Raw genomic sequence first — 15,229 nt, 5'->3', positions numbered from 1 at the left:
AAAGGAGAGATTATAGCTCTAATCTCTCCTTTTTGTGATGTTTTTCGGTCTTTTCTATTTGGTTTGTACTTGTTTCATCACCCGGAGGAAATTTCCACCCCATATCTTGGCGATGTCTGTTTCTGTAAATCCATGTTCCAGCAGACGGACGGTGATATTGATGAAATCATTGTCCCCATTGCATCCTTTGACCCCGCCTCCACCGTCGAAGTCCGAGCCAATGCCCACGTGGTCTATGCCTGCCACTTCAACCATGTGCAGCAGGTGTTTCATGAAGTCCGTAAGGTTGGTTTTCTTGGCATCCGGGTTCAGGAACTCGTCTACCAGGCAGGCTTGAGCCACACCGCCATGTGCGGCAAGGGCGCGTAGCTGTTCGTCGGTCAGATTGCGGTCGTGTCTGTAGATGGCGCTTGCAGAGGAGTGGGAGACTATGACCGGTGCTTTTGAATATTTCAGTACATCCCAGAAGGTGCTTTCGGCTGCATGGGAAAGGTCTATCATTATTCCCAGCCGGTTCATTTCTTTCACCACTTTTCTACCGTAAGGACTTAAGCCGTTCCAACGGGCAGTCGTGTCCGAAGAACTGTCGCAGATGTCATTGTTGCGGGTGTGGCAAAGGGTGATGTAGGTAACGCCTGCATCATGGAAACGGGTGATATTCTTCAAATCCTTGCCGATGCCGTATCCGTTTTCGATGCCAATATAAAAGGCTTTCTTTCCTTCGGTCTTGAGCCTGGACAAATCATCGGGCGTGCGGGCTATGGCACATTGCTCCCCGTTCATCTCCACTTGTCGGTAGATGTGGCGTATCAACTCATCCACTCGGTCAATGGCTTTCAGACTGTTCTCTTCATCGCACGGGCCTTGGCGCACCCAGCATGCCAGGTATTGTCCATCCAATTTTCCTTCTCGCATCTTGGGCAGGCAAACCTGCGTTTTTTCGCGCGTACCTATATTATAGGAAACGTCAAAATCAAGTGGGGTGTCTGTATGCGTGTCGAGGGAGAGGATGCGGCGGTGAATCTCTTTGGCATGCCGGTAGGTAGCTGCCTTTTGAACCAGAAAATAGAAGAATCTGGCAGAGATGCTGTCGCCTGCCGTAGCCAGAGCTTCGGGATGGAATTGCACACCCCATATCGGATATTCGTGGGAAGACTCTATAGCTTCGGGAATACTGTCTGACGACCAACCCGTTACGCTGAATCCCGGGGCAACTTGCTTGACCGCCTGGTGATGGTGAGTATTGGTGAAAAGTTGTGTCTGTCCGGTTATGGATGCCATGGCAGAACCGGGAGTGAGGTGGACGGTATGAGTTGGTATACTGCTCGGTTCCTGCTGCTGGTGGCAGACAGTGGTGTCGGGATGCTGGGTAGGGATATCCTGATAAAGAGTTCCACCGAAAGCTACATTGATTAACTGTTCTCCCCGGCAGATGCCAAACATCGGAATGTTACGCCGGGTAGCCAGGCGGATGAGTGCCATGTCGTATACATCACGCAGGGAGTCCACCTCTCCCAGCTGTTCGATGGGCGATTCATTGAAATAGGAAGGGTGGATGTCTCCTCCTCCTATCAGAATGATACCGTCCAGCCGGTTGGCAATGTCTGTCAAGACAAGGCTATCGGTAGTGATGGAAATCAGTATAGGTGTTCCACCTGCCTGGATTACAGACTCGGTATACGTCATCTGTGTAGATGAGCTTCGGCCCGGATGTGAGCAGGAAATGCCGATGAGAGGGGCTTTCCTGGTTGTTTTTTGGTTGGACTGTCCCATTGCCAAATATGGACATAGAACGAGCAGTGCTGTTAACAGTAGTTTGTTCATGGTTTTCGGGGGGGATTCTTTTTCCTGCAAAGTTATAAGAAATATTTAAGCCGTCCAAGAAGTTGGATGACTTGTGAATTCGGGCAGTTTATTGGCAGAAGAACATTATATTCTTTGTTGGTGGAGGAAGTGTGTTATATAACATGCTTCCCGATGTTGCTTTTCTTTGAATTAATGCCTAATTTGCGCCTCACAAAAAGTTAACGGCATCATCGTATGTCAGGTTATTCACTTAAAATCTTAATATATCATGAAAGTATATCAGACGAATGAAATTAAGAACATTGCCCTCCTTGGCAATGACGGCTCGGGTAAAACCACTCTCACGGAAGCGCTGCTCTTTGAGAGTGGTATTATAAAACGTCGCGGCAGGATTACTGCCAAGAATACAGTCAGCGATTACTTCCCGGTGGAGCAGGAATACGGCTATTCTGTGTTTTCCACCGTTTTCCATGTGGAGTGGAACGGCAAGAAACTGAATATCATTGACTGCCCGGGTAGTGATGACTTTGTAGGGGCTGCCATGACGGCGCTCAACGTTACAGATACTGCCATTCTGCTGCTGAACGGGCAATACGGTCCCGAGGTAGGTACGCAGAACCATTTCCGCTACACCGAGAAACTGGGCAAACCGGTTATTTTCCTGGTAAACCAGCTTGATAATGAAAAGTGCGATTATGATATGGTGCTTGAGCAGTTGCAAACCATATACGGTCCGAAGGTGGTGCCCGTGCAATATCCGCTGGCTACCGGACCGAACTTCAATTCGTTGATCGATGTACTTTTGATGAAAAAATATTCGTGGGGACCCGAAGGTGGCGCTCCCATTATTGAAGAGATTCCGGCCGAAGAAATGGAAAAGGCTACAGAACTGCACAAGGCTTTGGTAGAAGCTGCAGCCGAACATGACGAAGGCCTGATGGAAAAATTCTTTGAGCAGGACTCTTTGACAGAAGACGAAATGCGCGAAGGTATCCGCAAGGGACTGGCTTCACGAGGTATGTTCCCGGTATTCTGCGTCTGTGCCGGCAAGGATATGGGTGTACGCCGTCTGATGGAGTTCCTGGGTAATGTGGTGCCGTTTGTGGACGAAATGCCACCGGTGCACAATACACGCGGTGAGGTGGTGAAGCCGGATTCTAACGGACCGACTTCCTTGTATTTCTTCAAGACTGCCGTTGAGCCGCATATCGGTGATGTTCAATACTTCAAGGTTATGAGTGGTAAAGTGCACGAAGGTGATGATTTTACCAATGCAGACCGCGGTTCCAAGGAACGCATCGCGCAGATTTATGCTTGTGCCGGTGCCAACCGTATCAAGGTAGAGGAAATGGTAGCCGGTGACATCGGCTGTACAGTGAAACTGAAGGATGTACATACCGGCAATACATTGAACGGTAAGGGCTCTGAAAACCGTTTCAACTTCATTAAATATCCGAACTCCAAATACTCACGTGCTATCAAGCCGTTGAACGAGTCGGATACAGAAAAGATGATGGTTGCTTTGAACCGTATGCGAGAGGAAGACCCGACATGGGTGATAGACCAGTCTAAAGAATTGCGTCAGACTATTGTACACGGACAAGGTGAATTCCATTTGCGTACCTTGAAGTGGCGTCTGGAAAACAATGAAAAACTGCAAATCAAGTTTGAAGAACCGAGAATACCGTATCGCGAAACGATTACCAAAGCTGCCCGTGCGGATTATCGCCATAAGAAGCAGTCGGGTGGTGCAGGCCAGTTCGGTGAAGTTCATCTGATTGTTGAGCCTTACTACGAAGGCATGCCGTTGCCCGAAACCTATAAATTCAATGGTCAGGAGTTCAAGATGAACGTCAAGGGTACCGAAGAAGTTCCATTGGAATGGGGTGGCAAGCTGGTATTCGTCAATAGTATTGTGGGTGGTTCCATTGATGCACGTTTCATGCCGGCCATCTTGAAGGGTATCATGTCACGTATGGAGCAGGGACCGTTGACTGGTTCGTATGCTCGCGATGTACGTGTCATCGTATATGACGGAAAAATGCATCCGGTTGACTCCAATGAAATCTCCTTTATGCTGGCGGGACGGAATGCGTTCAGCGAAGCGTTCAAGAATGCAGGCCCGAAGATTCTAGAACCCATTTATGACGTGGAAGTATTTGTTCCGTCGGACAAGATGGGTGATGTGATGGGGGACTTGCAGGGACGCCGTGCCATGATTATGGGTATGAGCAGCGAGGCCAGTTACGAAAAACTGAGTGCTAAGGTGCCTTTGAAGGAAATGTCATCCTACTCTACGGCACTTAGCTCACTGACTGGTGGACGTGCTTCGTTCATCATGAAGTTTGCCAGCTATGAACTCGTTCCGAGTGATGTGCAGGATAAACTGATTAAGGAATTTGAGGCAAAGCAAGCTGAAGAATGATTTTCAGGGGTTGGTAGTTTGGCTGTTGTAACTACCGGCTGCTAATATAACAATTGTTAAAGCCGTTGTTACTTCATGGCAAGTAATAACGGCTTTTTTCATTAACGTAGATTAAGAACATGCAGAATTGTGAATTGAATGATTAATTTTTTATTAAATTTGCAAACCAAAGGCTTGTGTTTTTGTTATAATGCTCATAATACAACCTAAAAAATGGTCTTCGGTTAATTTACGAGAACGTCCGGTTAAATCAGGTTAATTGGTTAGGAGTGTTAATTAGGGAGTGTTAATTTTGTGACTATGAAAAAGTCAACTATATGGATATTAGGTGTTGTTATGGGGCTTTCCTTCCTTAGTTTGCTGTATCTGCAGATAAGCTATATTGAGGAAATGGTGAAGATGCGTAACGGACAATTTGATGAATCGGTGAAGCGTGCGTTGATGGCTGCTTCGAAAGAGGCAGAGTCCGCAGAGGTTGTGCGTTGGCTGAATGAGGATATCTCCGAGGCAGAAAAGAAGGCGTGGGAACAATCGCAAAGCAGTAGCGGAGTGATGCGTACCCAGCGGTTTGTGATGACAGCTCCGGATGGCAGTGTCCGTTCTTCGGTGGAATTGAAAACTTTCAGTAACGAGCCTTCTGAATTGCCAAGAGCAATGATTTCACGCAAACACGGAGCAAAAACCATTCCTCAGACTTCACGCTCGCAGATAGAGATGCTTAAAAACCGCTATCTTTACCAGCGTGCATTGGTAGACGAGGTGGTGTTGCAGATGGTATACAATGCCAGCGACAAGCCGATTGAGGAGCGTGTTAATTTCAAAAGTCTGGACCAGTATCTAAAAGCAGGTCTGATAGAGAATGGTCTCGGTGATATGGATTATCACTTCAAGGTGATAGACCGGGAAGGTCGGGAGGTATACCGTTGTGCGGATTATAGCGATGCAGGGAGTGAAAGCTCTTATTCGCAGCCATTGTTTTTGAATGACCCACCAGCCCGTATGAGTATCGTCAAGATACATTTTCCGGGAAAGAAGGATTATATCTTCGATTCGGTCAGGTTTATGATACCGTCGATGATATTTACTTTTGTACTGCTGGTGACGTTCATCTTTACGATTTACATCGTATTCCGCCAGAAGAAGCTGACGGAGATGAAGAATGATTTCATCAACAATATGACGCACGAGTTCAAGACGCCGATATCGACGATTTCTCTGGCGGCACAGATGTTGAAAGACCCGGCTGTGGGCAAGTCTCCGACTATGTTCCAGCATATATCGGGTGTCATCAACGATGAAACGAAGCGCTTGAGGTTCCAGGTAGAAAAAGTGCTTCAGATGTCGATGTTTGACCGTCAGAAGGCTACTTTGAAGAATAAGGAACTGGATGCCAACGAGCTGATAGCGGGTGTTATCAACACGTTTACACTGAAAGTGGAGCGTTATAATGGAAAGATTGAATCGGAGCTTAAAGCTACCAACTCTGCCATTTTTGCCGATGAGATGCATATCACCAATGTGATTTTCAATCTCATGGATAATGCAGTGAAGTATAAACGTCCGGATGCGGATCTGCAACTGACGGTGAAGACTTGGAATGAGCCTGGCAAACTGATGATTTCCATCCAAGATAACGGCATCGGCATCAAGAAGGAGAATTTGAAAAAGATATTCGAGAAGTTCTATCGCGTGCATACAGGTAATCTGCACGATGTGAAAGGCTTCGGCTTGGGACTGGCTTATGTGAAGAAGATTATCATGGATCATAAGGGAACTATCCGGGCAGAAAGTGAACTGAACGTAGGAACTAAATTTATTATTGCATTACCTTTATTAAAAAATTGATTGATATGGACGAGAAACTGCGTATTTTATTGTGCGAAGATGATGAAAATCTTGGCATGCTTTTAAGAGAATATTTACAGGCAAAAGGTTACGCTGCCGAGTTATATCCCGATGGAGAAGCAGGATACAAGGCTTTCCTGAAGAATAAATATGACTTGTGTGTGTTTGATGTGATGATGCCGAAGAAAGACGGATTCACACTGGCACAAGAAGTGCGTGCGGCCAATGCCGAAATACCTATTATCTTCTTGACGGCAAAAACATTGAAGGAAGATATTCTGGAAGGTTTCAAGATTGGTGCCGATGACTACATCACCAAGCCCTTCAGTATGGAAGAGCTGACTTTCAGAATTGAAGCTATCCTGAGACGTGTTCGCGGAAAGAAGAACAAGGAGAGCAACATCTATAAGATTGGTAAGTTTACATTCGACACGCAGAAACAGATTCTGGCGACTGCCGAGAAGCAGACTAAACTGACCACCAAAGAATCCGAACTGCTGGGCTTGCTTTGTGCACATGCCAACGAAATTCTGCAGCGTGACTTTGCGTTGAAGACTATTTGGATTGATGACAACTATTTCAATGCACGTAGTATGGATGTATATATCACAAAGCTTCGTAAGCACCTGAAAGAAGATGATTCGATTGAAATCATCAACATTCACGGAAAAGGATATAAACTGATTACTCCGGAAGCTGAGTCTTGATGAGACTCGGCTCCTCTGGGGGAGAGAAAATAAAAAAGGCGGTCTGCATGTATATGCTAACCGCCTTCTTTATTTCTTTTCTTTTGATATTAGTCGACAATTCTCTTGTTGATGACAATGTAGGAAATCAATCCCACTACAACCAAAACGGCAGAACTGCCCAAGATGGCATTGTTGTTAACATTGCCGGTAAAAGAACATGCAACCAGGATTACAGCTCCTATTACGACTAATATCAATCCCAGATTTTTTAATAAGCCTTTCATGTGTGTGTATTTTAATTAGATTATTATATTCTTTCGTATTCTTGTCACAAAGAAAAGCATAATTCTTTAACAAGCGAAATTATTTTTGCAAAAAATCCATATTTTAATAAAGAATGGAAGATGAGGAATGAAAAATGACGCTTCATCCCCTTGTTTTCTCCTCCCTTAATCTCTAATCCTTAACCCCTAATCCCTATATCTTAGTCCTTCGTATTGAAGAAAATCTTCCTCAGTACCTCCTGGCTCACACTGAGCTCTTCAATGGTGATGCCTTTCAAGGCTTCTTTGAGGGTCTGGTTGGCAATGACGCGCGCGCGTTCTTCCAGCTCCTTGCCGTCCTTGGTCAGATGTATCAGATTGGTTCGGCGGTCTTTCTTGTCCGATATGCGCACGACGAGATGCTGACGCTCCATATTGTCTATCAAGCGCGTCATGCTGGGCTTGTCTTTGAAAGTTGCATTACACAACTCTTGTTGCGTCACCCCGTCCTTTTCCCATAAGAAGATGAGGACGGTCCACTGTTCCGGAGTAATCTCCAAACCGTTCTGGCGGAAGTTGCGGGACAGCTTTCGGTTAATGGCAGCCGACACTTTACCGTTCAGTATGGCAAAGATAAGGCGGATATCAAAGTTGAATTGCTCTATCATGAAATTATTGTTTAAACAACTTTGCAAAGATAGTGCAAGCCGAAGACAATTCCTATATCCCTACACAAAAAAACATTAAATGTTTGTAGTTCAAAATAAAATGTCTACCTTTGCACCGCATTTTTAAAACGAATAATTTATTTATTTAATTAAACGAGTATGAATCAATACGAAACCGTTTTCATTTTGACTCCCGTTTTGTCTGATGTTCAGATGAAGGAAGCGGTAGAAAAATTCAAAGGCATCCTTACTGCTGAAGGTGCTGAGATTGTAAATGAAGAAAACTGGGGACTGAAGAAGCTGGCATATCCTATCCAGAAGAAGTCAACCGGTTTCTATCAGCTGATTGAGTTCAATGCAGAACCTACTGTCATTGAGAAACTGGAAATAAACTTCCGTCGTGACGAGCGCGTTATCCGTTTCTTGACTTTCAAGCAAGACAAGTACGCTGCTGAATATGCTGCGAAGAGAAGAAGTGTTAAATCAACTAAAAAGGAGGATTAATCATGGCACAACAAGTTCAATCAGAAATCAGATATTTAACTCCGCCCTCAGTAGACGTTAAGAAGAAAAAATACTGCCGTTTCAAAAAGAGCGGTATTAAGTACATCGACTACAAAGATCCCGAATTCTTGAAGAAATTCTTGAATGAGCAAGGTAAAATCCTTCCGCGTCGTATTACCGGTACTTCTTTGAAGTTCCAACGTCGTGTAGCTCAAGCTGTGAAGAGAGCACGTCACTTGGCGTTGCTGCCCTATGTAACTGACATGATGAAATAATAGGAGGAGGAAAGTATGGAAATTATATTGAAAGAAGACATTGTAAACTTGGGTTATAAGAACGACATCGTAACAGTAAAGTCTGGTTACGGTCGTAACTACCTCATCCCGACTGGTAAAGCTGTCATCGCTTCACCGGCTGCAAAGAAAATGTTGGCTGAAGAGCTGAAACAACGTGCTCACAAGCTGGAGAAAATCAAAAAGGATGCTGAAGAACTGGCTGCTAAGCTGGAAGGCGTATCATTGAAGATTGCTACTAAGGTTAGCTCTACTGGTACTATCTTCGGTTCTGTTGGTAACATCCAGATTGCTGAAGAGTTGGCTAAATTGGGTCACAACATCGATCGTAAGATTATCGTTGTTAAGGACGCAGTGAAAGAAGTTGGTAACTACAAGGCTATCGTTAAGCTGCACAAGGAAGTTTCTGTAGAAATTCCTTTCGAAGTAGTTGCTGAAGAAGCATAAGAAAAGACTTCATAATGATAAGGAAGCCCGGTTCTGATAAAGGACCGGGCTTTTCTATGTTCGGAGCGTATGTGTGTGAGCTTATTGAGGGATACGTAAAGCTGCGGTTATAGAGGTTTACGAATCTGAAGTAGAGGTTTACGCGCGCGGTATAGAGGTTTGGCAAGAATACTCTTGTGTCTCTTTACGAGGTTACTAATGCAAAAAAAAGAGCATATCCACTCAGGGGTATGCTCTTTGCCTTATTGTCAGCCAATAATTCTTTTAGTTTCTTGGCAATGCTTCTTTCACTACCATTTGGCGGCCTACATATTCTGCTCCATTCAGTTTGTTGATTGCTTGTTGGGCTTCAGCAGCTTCGGGCATCTCTACGAAGGCAAAACCTTTTGATCTGTTTGTATTACGGTCCATAATCAGTTTTACTGATTCTACTGTTCCATACTCTTCCATTACTTGTCTCAAATCTGATTCCCTAACGTTGTAGCTAAGGTTTCCAATGTACATATTCATAAAATACAAAAATAAAAAATTAATAATTCAATAAAGGAGTCTTAGGAAGTTGTAGTCAGAAATGAAAATTCTCAATGTGGCTAATCGAGGAGAAACATAGTGAAACGTAGATCGTAATAAACCTCTTATTGTTTTGTTGATGCAAAGTAACGGCTTTTATTTGGTATATGCACTATACTTTATCATTTATCTGCCATATAATACCCTTTTTTGTGAAATAAGACCAAGACTTAACAATTGGAAGGGAACAGAAGGAGAGGATAAGACATAAAAAAAGTCTGGTGTGCTTGTATGCACGTCAGACTTTCAATTCTCTCGAGTGTTGTACTGAAATTATTCAGCTACAACAGCTGCGCTATCTACTGCTACAGTGTCAGCTGCTGCGGCTGCTGCTGCGGCTTCAGCTGCTGCTGCTTCTACAGCTGCGATTGAGTCAGCGATACGGATAGAATCTGCAGTTGCTTGTTCAGCGTTAGCTGCTTTGTTGCCACAAGATGCGAAAGATACTGCTACGATAGCTGCAGCCATCAAAACTAATTTTTTCATTTTCTTTACTTTTAAAACGTAATACAATCAATTGCTTTATTAAAACGTTGCAAAGGTATGTACTTTTTGAATATGTTGTTCTCGAAACCCCAACTTTTTTTATATTTTTTTTGGAGCTTCGGCTGTTTTTATCCCTATCTATATGTTTTACAACATATTAATCTTCGGCAATGCTGTTGTATAAGTATCTCTTGATACTTCTTTTGGGCGTTTTCTCAAATTCAGTCGGATAAAGTTGGATTTGGCTTACTTTTTCGTAGGCTGCCACGCTGTTATTCAGATTTTTGAGATTCTCATCCATGATGGTTTTAAGGTTATCCGGCTGGTTTAGTCCCAAGGAATCCAGGGCTTCATAGTCGGCATAAACCAGTGCTACCAGTCTTTTATTCCGTTCGATGACAAGACTTTCCAGGACGAAAGGCATGTTGTTGAGCCGTGCTTCTATCTCTTCGGGGAAGATATTCTGTCCACTGGAACTGAGAATCATGGTCTTGCTGCGTCCGCGTATGTATAGGTTGTTGTCGTCGTCCAGTGTACCCAAGTCGCCGGTGCGAAGCCATCCGTCTTCGGTGAAGACTTCTTTGGTGGCTTCGGGGTTTTTGTAATAACCCGTCATCACGTTCTCGCCACGTACTTGTATTTCGCCGAGTTTGTCGTCCGGGTTTTCCTTGCAGATACGGGCTTCCATGATGTCGAGTACCCGTCCGGAGGAAGTCGGGACGAATTCATTCCAGGGAGCATAGCTGATGAGAGGGGCACATTCGGTCATGCCGTAGCCGATGGTGAAGGGGAACTTGATGCGGTGGAAGAATTCTTCCACTTCCGGGTTCATGGCTGCGCCTCCTATGATGACTTCCTTGAAACGTCCGCCCAGTGCGTCAATCAGTTTCTTGCGGATTTGCCCGTATATCTGTCCGTCGAGCAAGGGAATGCTGAGCGCCCATTTCATGGTCTTTTTGTTGATGATGGGCTGTATGACATTCTTGTATATCTTTTCAATGACAAGGGGGACGGTGATAATCAGGTTGGGTTTCACTTCCTCGAAAGCTTTCATCAGAATCTTTGGGGAAGGCACTTTTCCCAACAGTGTGACGTGTGTGCCGACGGCCGTGGCGGTAAGGAAATCGAATGCGCAGCCGTATGCATGTGCCAAAGGCAGGAAAGAGAGCACTTTGTCCCCTTGCTTCAGCAGCTCGGTACGTATGCCGAAGGTGACGTTGCCGGCCAGGTTGTTTCCCGTCAGCATGACGCCCTTACTGAATCCGGTGGTGCCCGAGGTATAATTCAGCAGCATGACCTTGTCGTTGGAAAGGTCCGTGTAAACGATGTCTTCCTTGCGGAACCCGTTCGGGTAGGTCGCTTCCATTTCATCGCCCAGATGCTTGAGGAAACGCTGGATGGTTTCGCCGTCCCGCTGATACAGACAGCGGAAGTCGCTCAGTGAGAACACACCGCGAAGTCCAGTAAGTCGTTCTTCTTCCAGATGTTCCCAAATGGCATCGCTGGTGAAGAGGAACGTCGATTCGGAGTGGTTTACGATATGATGGACATCATTGGGGTTGAAGTCTTGCAGAATGGGGACTACGATACCACCGTAGGTGATGGTGGCCATATAGGCGATGCACCAGCGGGCATTGTTCTTGCCGATGACGGCTATCTTGTCGCCGCGGCGCAGTTGGCAGTACTTGAAAATAAGATGCAGTCTGGCTATTTCTTGTGCCACTTCGCCATAAGTATAGCTCTCGTTTTCTCCATAGTTGGTATAGCAGGGGAGGTCCCAATTCTCGCGGAAACTATGCTCGTATAGTTTGATAAAGTTCTCTTGTATCATTGCACAAATTTTAGTTGAGTGTGCAAAAGTAGGAAAAATAGATTAATAATGTATATATTTGCAGCATAAATGTGTTTATAAGCTCATGATAGATACCAATATATTTCAAGATAAGACGGCGGTTTACTATACGTTGGGGTGCAAACTGAACTTCTCGGAGACCTCTACTATCGGTAAAATTTTGCGGGAAGCGGGCGTACGTACGGCGCGCAAGGGTGAGAAAGCGGATATTTGTGTAGTGAATACCTGCTCGGTGACGGAAGTGGCGGACAAGAAGTGCCGCCAGGCCATCCACAAACTGGTGAAGCAACATCCGGGTGCATTTGTCGTGGTGACCGGTTGCTATGCCCAGCTGAAACCGGAGACGGTGGCAAAGATAGAAGGTGTGGACGTCGTGCTGGGAGCCGAGCAGAAGAAGGACCTGCTCCACTACCTGGGCAATCTGCAGAAGCACGAGACCGGCGAGGCCTACACTTCCGCTTTGAAGGATATACGTTCGTTTGCCCCGTCTTGTTCGCGTGGCGACCGGACACGCTTCTTCCTGAAAGTGCAGGACGGCTGCGATTATTATTGTTCCTATTGCACCATTCCCTTTGCCCGCGGACGTAGCCGTAACGGCAGCATTGCTTCTATGGTGGAGCAGGCCAGCCAGGCGGCTGCCGAAGGTGGAAAGGAAATTGTATTGACCGGCGTCAATATCGGAGACTTCGGCAAGTCTACCGGTGAGACTTTCTTCGACTTGGTGAAGGCGCTGGACGAGGTGGAAGGCATTGAGCGTTACCGCATATCCTCCATCGAGCCGAATCTGCTGACAGATGAAATCATAGAATACGTGTCCCGTTCCCGGCGTTTCATGCCTCATTTCCATATACCGCTGCAGTCGGGCAGTGACGAGGTGCTGAAGCTGATGCGACGCCGTTACGATACCGCCTTGTTTGCCTCGAAGATAAAGAAGATAAAGGAAGTGATGCCCGATTCCTTTATAGGGGTAGACGTGATTGTGGGTACCCGTGGAGAGACGGAGGAGTATTTCGGGCAGGCTTATGAGTTTATCAAGAGCCTGGACGTGACGCAGCTCCATGTCTTCAGCTATTCGGAGCGTCCCGGCACGCAAGCCTTGAAGATAGACCACGTGGTGGCACCCGAAGAAAAGCACCGCAGGAGCCAGCAATTGCTGGAGCTTTCGGACGAAAAGACCCGTGCTTTTTATGCGCGCCATATCGGGCAGACGATGCCGGTGTTGCTGGAACGTCCCAAACCCGGACTGCCGATGCACGGCTTCACTCCCAATTATATCCGTGTGGAAGTCCCTCATGATGCTGCCTTGGACAACCAGCTCGTGTCTGTGCGCCTGGGCGATTTCAATGCCGACGGCACCGCACTCTTGGGAGCAATGGAATGAGGAATGCCGCCTTTGCAACAAATAACTCATAACTTATAACTCATAACTGACGAAGTGAAATCAAAAATTGTCTATTGGCTGACTTATGCGGGCATGTGGCTTGTGGCACTTCTGCCTTTCCGGGCGCTTTATGCATTGTCTGACGGGCTGTACTTCCTGATGCGCCACGTCGTGCATTATCGGAAGAAAGTCGTTCGCCGCAACCTTCGCAATTCCTTTCCGGAGAAGTCGGAAACCGAATTGATGGAGATAGAGCGCAAGTTCTACCATTATATCTGCGACTATATGCTGGAAGAGGTGAAGATGCTGCGCATGTCTTTCGAGGAGCTCTGCCGCCGGATGAAGTATGATAATAAGGAAGAATACCTTGCCATGATAGAGAAGCATGGAGGCATTGTACTGTTGATTCCCCATTATGCCAATTTTGAGTGGATTATAGGCATGGGGGCCATCATGCATCCGGGCGACATCCCGGTGCAGGTGTACAAACCGCTAAGCAATAAGTATCTGGACGAGATGTTTAAGCATATCCGTGCCCGGTTCGGAGGATACAATGTGGCGAAACATTCCACGGCACGCGAAGTGATAAAGCTTCGCCGTGAAGGCAGGCGGATAGCCATCGGCCTGATTACAGACCAGTCGCCCAACCGCAGCGAGGCCCATTATTGGACCACTTTCTTGAATCAGGACACCGTGTTCATGGATGGCGCCGAGCGCATTGCCAAGCTGATGGACTTCCCCGTCTTTTATTGTGAATTGGAACGGACATCCAGGGGATATTGCAAAGTGCTCTTCGATTTGGTTACCGAAACTCCCAAGCAGACGGCGGATGGCGAGATAACCGAGTGCTTCGCCCGTCGTCTGGAGCAGACCATCCGGCGCGAACCGGCTTATTGGTTCTGGTCTCATAAACGCTGGAAAAATAAACGAAAAGAATCTGTGCAACATGGATAAGATTGCTGTTGTCATATTGAATTGGAACGGATGTGATATGCTCCGTTCCTTCCTTTCCTCTGTTGTGCGTTTTTCGGAGGCGGATGGTGCTGTGGTGTATGTGGCGGACAATGGCTCTACGGATGCTTCTGTGGCAATGCTCCGTCGCGAGTTTCCTTCTGTGCACTTGATTCTGCTGGAAGAGAACCACGGTTTTGCCGACGGATACAATCTGGCATTGAAGCAGGTGGAGGCAGAATATGTAGTGCTGCTCAACTCCGATGTAGAGGTCACCGAGCACTGGCTTGTCCCGTTGGCAGAGTATATGGATGCCTATCCGGAGACGGCCGCTTGCCAGCCGAAGATACGCAGTTGGCGTAACAAGGGGCAGTTTGAATATGCCGGAGCTGCGGGAGGTTTCATCGACCGCTATGGCTATCCCTTCTGCCGCGGCCGTATTATGGGCGTGGTAGAAGAGGACAAGGGGCAATACGACACGGTGATACCCATTTTCTGGGCTACGGGGGCGGCTCTGTTCATCCGTCTGGCAGACTACCGGGAAGCGGGTGGGCTGGACGGACGTTTTTTTGCCCACATGGAGGAGATAGATTTATGTTGGCGGCTTCGTGCCCGTGGCAGACAGTTGGCATGTATACCGCAGAGTGTGGTATTTCATGTGGGAGGGGCCACTTTGAAGAAGGAGAATCCGCGCAAGACCTTCCTCAATTTTCGTAATAACCTTGTCATGCTTTATAAGAATCTGCCGCAGGAGGACTTGGCGTCCGTGATGCGTGTACGTGCGGTGCTCGATTATGTGGCTGCGTTCAGTTTCATGCTGAAAGGCCAGTTACCCAATGCTTTGGCCGTATTCCGTGCGCGCCGTGCCTACCACTCCCTCCGCACTTCATTAGCAGCGTCCCGCAAAGAGAATCTGAAAAAAACTACGCTTGCCGTAATACCGGAACGGACAAAAAACAGTATATTGGCGCAGTTTTATCTGCATGGAAAGAAATTCTTTTCCCAATTGTAGGAACTGTTGCCTTTTATAATTGTTCAATCTATTAAAG

Annotated in this window: 15 protein-coding genes; 9 read left to right on the top strand and 6 right to left on the bottom strand. The window is 46.5% G+C overall.

The window, feature by feature from the left end:
- Nucleotides 1-54 precede the first annotated feature (54 nt).
- Nucleotides 55-1,824, bottom strand: coding sequence for a gamma-glutamyl-gamma-aminobutyrate hydrolase family protein (locus DXD78_RS14100; RefSeq protein ID WP_009037926.1), 1,770 nt, complete (start codon nt 1,822-1,824; stop codon nt 55-57).
- 250 nt (nt 1,825-2,074) lie between these two features.
- On the opposite strand from DXD78_RS14100, the gene DXD78_RS14095 reads away from it, so the two are divergent.
- The 3 genes from DXD78_RS14095 (at nt 2,075) to DXD78_RS14085 (ending at nt 6,783) form a co-directional block, all read left to right on the top strand.
- Nucleotides 2,075-4,231 (top strand): translation factor GTPase family protein, encoded by a 2,157-nt coding sequence (locus DXD78_RS14095; protein WP_008664112.1) that lies wholly within the window; start codon nt 2,075-2,077, stop codon nt 4,229-4,231.
- 300 nt (nt 4,232-4,531) lie between these two features.
- On the top strand, nt 4,532-6,076 hold the full coding sequence (locus DXD78_RS14090) for a sensor histidine kinase KdpD (RefSeq protein WP_005830174.1): 1,545 nt from the start codon (nt 4,532-4,534) through the stop codon (nt 6,074-6,076).
- 5 nt (nt 6,077-6,081) lie between these two features.
- The gene (locus tag DXD78_RS14085) at nt 6,082-6,783 is read left to right on the top strand and encodes a response regulator transcription factor (protein WP_005830176.1); all 702 of its coding nucleotides are present in this window, start codon (nt 6,082-6,084) and stop codon (nt 6,781-6,783) included.
- Nucleotides 6,784-6,872: 89 nt separating this feature from the next.
- Here the strand turns inward: DXD78_RS14085 and DXD78_RS21190 are convergent, their stop codons facing one another.
- Together DXD78_RS21190 and DXD78_RS14080 are read right to left on the bottom strand one after the other, a co-directional pair.
- Complete coding sequence (locus DXD78_RS21190; RefSeq protein WP_005830181.1) at nt 6,873-7,049, bottom strand: hypothetical protein; 177 nt, start codon at nt 7,047-7,049, stop codon at nt 6,873-6,875.
- 200 nt (nt 7,050-7,249) lie between these two features.
- Nucleotides 7,250-7,696 carry a MarR family winged helix-turn-helix transcriptional regulator gene (locus tag DXD78_RS14080; RefSeq protein WP_005830183.1) on the bottom strand — a complete coding sequence of 149 codons (447 nt, stop codon included), beginning with the start codon at nt 7,694-7,696 and terminating at the stop codon, nt 7,250-7,252.
- A gap of 159 nt (nt 7,697-7,855) precedes the next feature.
- Between DXD78_RS14080 and rpsF the strand changes: the two genes are divergently transcribed.
- The 3 genes from rpsF to rplI are packed head-to-tail and all read left to right on the top strand — an operon-like array spanning nt 7,856 to nt 8,940.
- Nucleotides 7,856-8,200 carry a 30S ribosomal protein S6 gene (gene rpsF, locus DXD78_RS14075; protein WP_005657357.1) on the top strand — a complete coding sequence of 115 codons (345 nt, stop codon included), beginning with the start codon at nt 7,856-7,858 and terminating at the stop codon, nt 8,198-8,200.
- 2 nt (nt 8,201-8,202) lie between these two features.
- Nucleotides 8,203-8,475, top strand: coding sequence for a 30S ribosomal protein S18 (gene rpsR / locus DXD78_RS14070; RefSeq protein ID WP_004288442.1), 273 nt, complete (start codon nt 8,203-8,205; stop codon nt 8,473-8,475).
- A 15-nt stretch (nt 8,476-8,490) separates the two neighbouring features.
- Complete coding sequence (rplI, locus tag DXD78_RS14065; RefSeq protein WP_005830185.1) at nt 8,491-8,940, top strand: 50S ribosomal protein L9; 450 nt, start codon at nt 8,491-8,493, stop codon at nt 8,938-8,940.
- Between the two features lie 264 nt (nt 8,941-9,204).
- On the opposite strand, the gene DXD78_RS14055 is transcribed toward rplI, so the two are convergent.
- The 3 genes from DXD78_RS14055 to DXD78_RS14045 form a co-directional block, all read right to left on the bottom strand.
- The gene (locus DXD78_RS14055) at nt 9,205-9,450 is read right to left on the bottom strand and encodes an RNA-binding protein (RefSeq protein WP_005830186.1); all 246 of its coding nucleotides are present in this window, start codon (nt 9,448-9,450) and stop codon (nt 9,205-9,207) included.
- Between the two features lie 333 nt (nt 9,451-9,783).
- Entirely contained in the window at nt 9,784-9,996 is a 213-nt protein-coding gene (locus DXD78_RS14050) for a hypothetical protein (protein WP_005833237.1), read from the bottom strand.
- 157 nt (nt 9,997-10,153) lie between these two features.
- Nucleotides 10,154-11,827: a long-chain fatty acid--CoA ligase gene (locus tag DXD78_RS14045; RefSeq protein ID WP_117652789.1), complete on the bottom strand. Its 1,674-nt coding sequence runs from the start codon at nt 11,825-11,827 to the stop codon at nt 10,154-10,156.
- Nucleotides 11,828-11,912: 85 nt separating this feature from the next.
- Between DXD78_RS14045 and mtaB the strand changes: the two genes are divergently transcribed.
- Genes mtaB through DXD78_RS14030 form a run of 3 tightly spaced genes read left to right on the top strand, consistent with a single transcriptional unit; the run spans nt 11,913 to nt 15,192 of the window.
- A complete protein-coding gene (gene mtaB / locus DXD78_RS14040) occupies nt 11,913-13,229 on the top strand; it encodes a tRNA (N(6)-L-threonylcarbamoyladenosine(37)-C(2))-methylthiotransferase MtaB (RefSeq protein WP_005833232.1) in 1,317 nt (438 codons plus the stop codon).
- A gap of 54 nt (nt 13,230-13,283) precedes the next feature.
- The gene (locus tag DXD78_RS14035; RefSeq protein ID WP_005833230.1) at nt 13,284-14,183 is read left to right on the top strand and encodes a lysophospholipid acyltransferase family protein; all 900 of its coding nucleotides are present in this window, start codon (nt 13,284-13,286) and stop codon (nt 14,181-14,183) included.
- On the top strand, nt 14,176-15,192 hold the full coding sequence (locus DXD78_RS14030) for a glycosyltransferase family 2 protein (RefSeq protein WP_009037929.1): 1,017 nt from the start codon (nt 14,176-14,178) through the stop codon (nt 15,190-15,192). The genes DXD78_RS14035 and DXD78_RS14030 overlap by 8 nt, the downstream gene beginning before the upstream one ends.
- Nucleotides 15,193-15,229 lie beyond the last annotated feature (37 nt).

Source organism: Bacteroides sp. D20, assembly GCF_003436255.1.
Taxonomy (GTDB): Bacteria; Bacteroidota; Bacteroidia; order Bacteroidales; family Bacteroidaceae; genus Bacteroides; species Bacteroides uniformis.
This window is presented reverse-complemented; position numbering and strand designations above follow the sequence as displayed.

Bases quoted from the DNA above. Each gene is read 5' to 3' on its own strand.
- DXD78_RS14100 (WP_009037926.1), bottom strand. From the start codon at position 1,824: ATGAACAAACTACTGTTAACAGCACTGCTCGTTCTATGTCCATATTTG.
- DXD78_RS14095 (WP_008664112.1), top strand. From the start codon at position 2,075: ATGAAAGTATATCAGACGAATGAAATTAAGAACATTGCCCTCCTTGGC.
- DXD78_RS14090 (WP_005830174.1), top strand. From the start codon at position 4,532: ATGAAAAAGTCAACTATATGGATATTAGGTGTTGTTATGGGGCTTTCC.
- DXD78_RS14085 (WP_005830176.1), top strand. From the start codon at position 6,082: ATGGACGAGAAACTGCGTATTTTATTGTGCGAAGATGATGAAAATCTT.
- DXD78_RS21190 (WP_005830181.1), bottom strand. From the start codon at position 7,049: ATGAAAGGCTTATTAAAAAATCTGGGATTGATATTAGTCGTAATAGGA.
- DXD78_RS14080 (WP_005830183.1), bottom strand. From the start codon at position 7,696: ATGATAGAGCAATTCAACTTTGATATCCGCCTTATCTTTGCCATACTG.
- rpsF (WP_005657357.1), top strand. From the start codon at position 7,856: ATGAATCAATACGAAACCGTTTTCATTTTGACTCCCGTTTTGTCTGAT.
- rpsR (WP_004288442.1), top strand. From the start codon at position 8,203: ATGGCACAACAAGTTCAATCAGAAATCAGATATTTAACTCCGCCCTCA.
- rplI (WP_005830185.1), top strand. From the start codon at position 8,491: ATGGAAATTATATTGAAAGAAGACATTGTAAACTTGGGTTATAAGAAC.
- DXD78_RS14055 (WP_005830186.1), bottom strand. From the start codon at position 9,450: ATGAATATGTACATTGGAAACCTTAGCTACAACGTTAGGGAATCAGAT.
- DXD78_RS14050 (WP_005833237.1), bottom strand. From the start codon at position 9,996: ATGAAAAAATTAGTTTTGATGGCTGCAGCTATCGTAGCAGTATCTTTC.
- DXD78_RS14045 (WP_117652789.1), bottom strand. From the start codon at position 11,827: ATGATACAAGAGAACTTTATCAAACTATACGAGCATAGTTTCCGCGAG.
- mtaB (WP_005833232.1), top strand. From the start codon at position 11,913: ATGATAGATACCAATATATTTCAAGATAAGACGGCGGTTTACTATACG.
- DXD78_RS14030 (WP_009037929.1), top strand. From the start codon at position 14,176: ATGGATAAGATTGCTGTTGTCATATTGAATTGGAACGGATGTGATATG.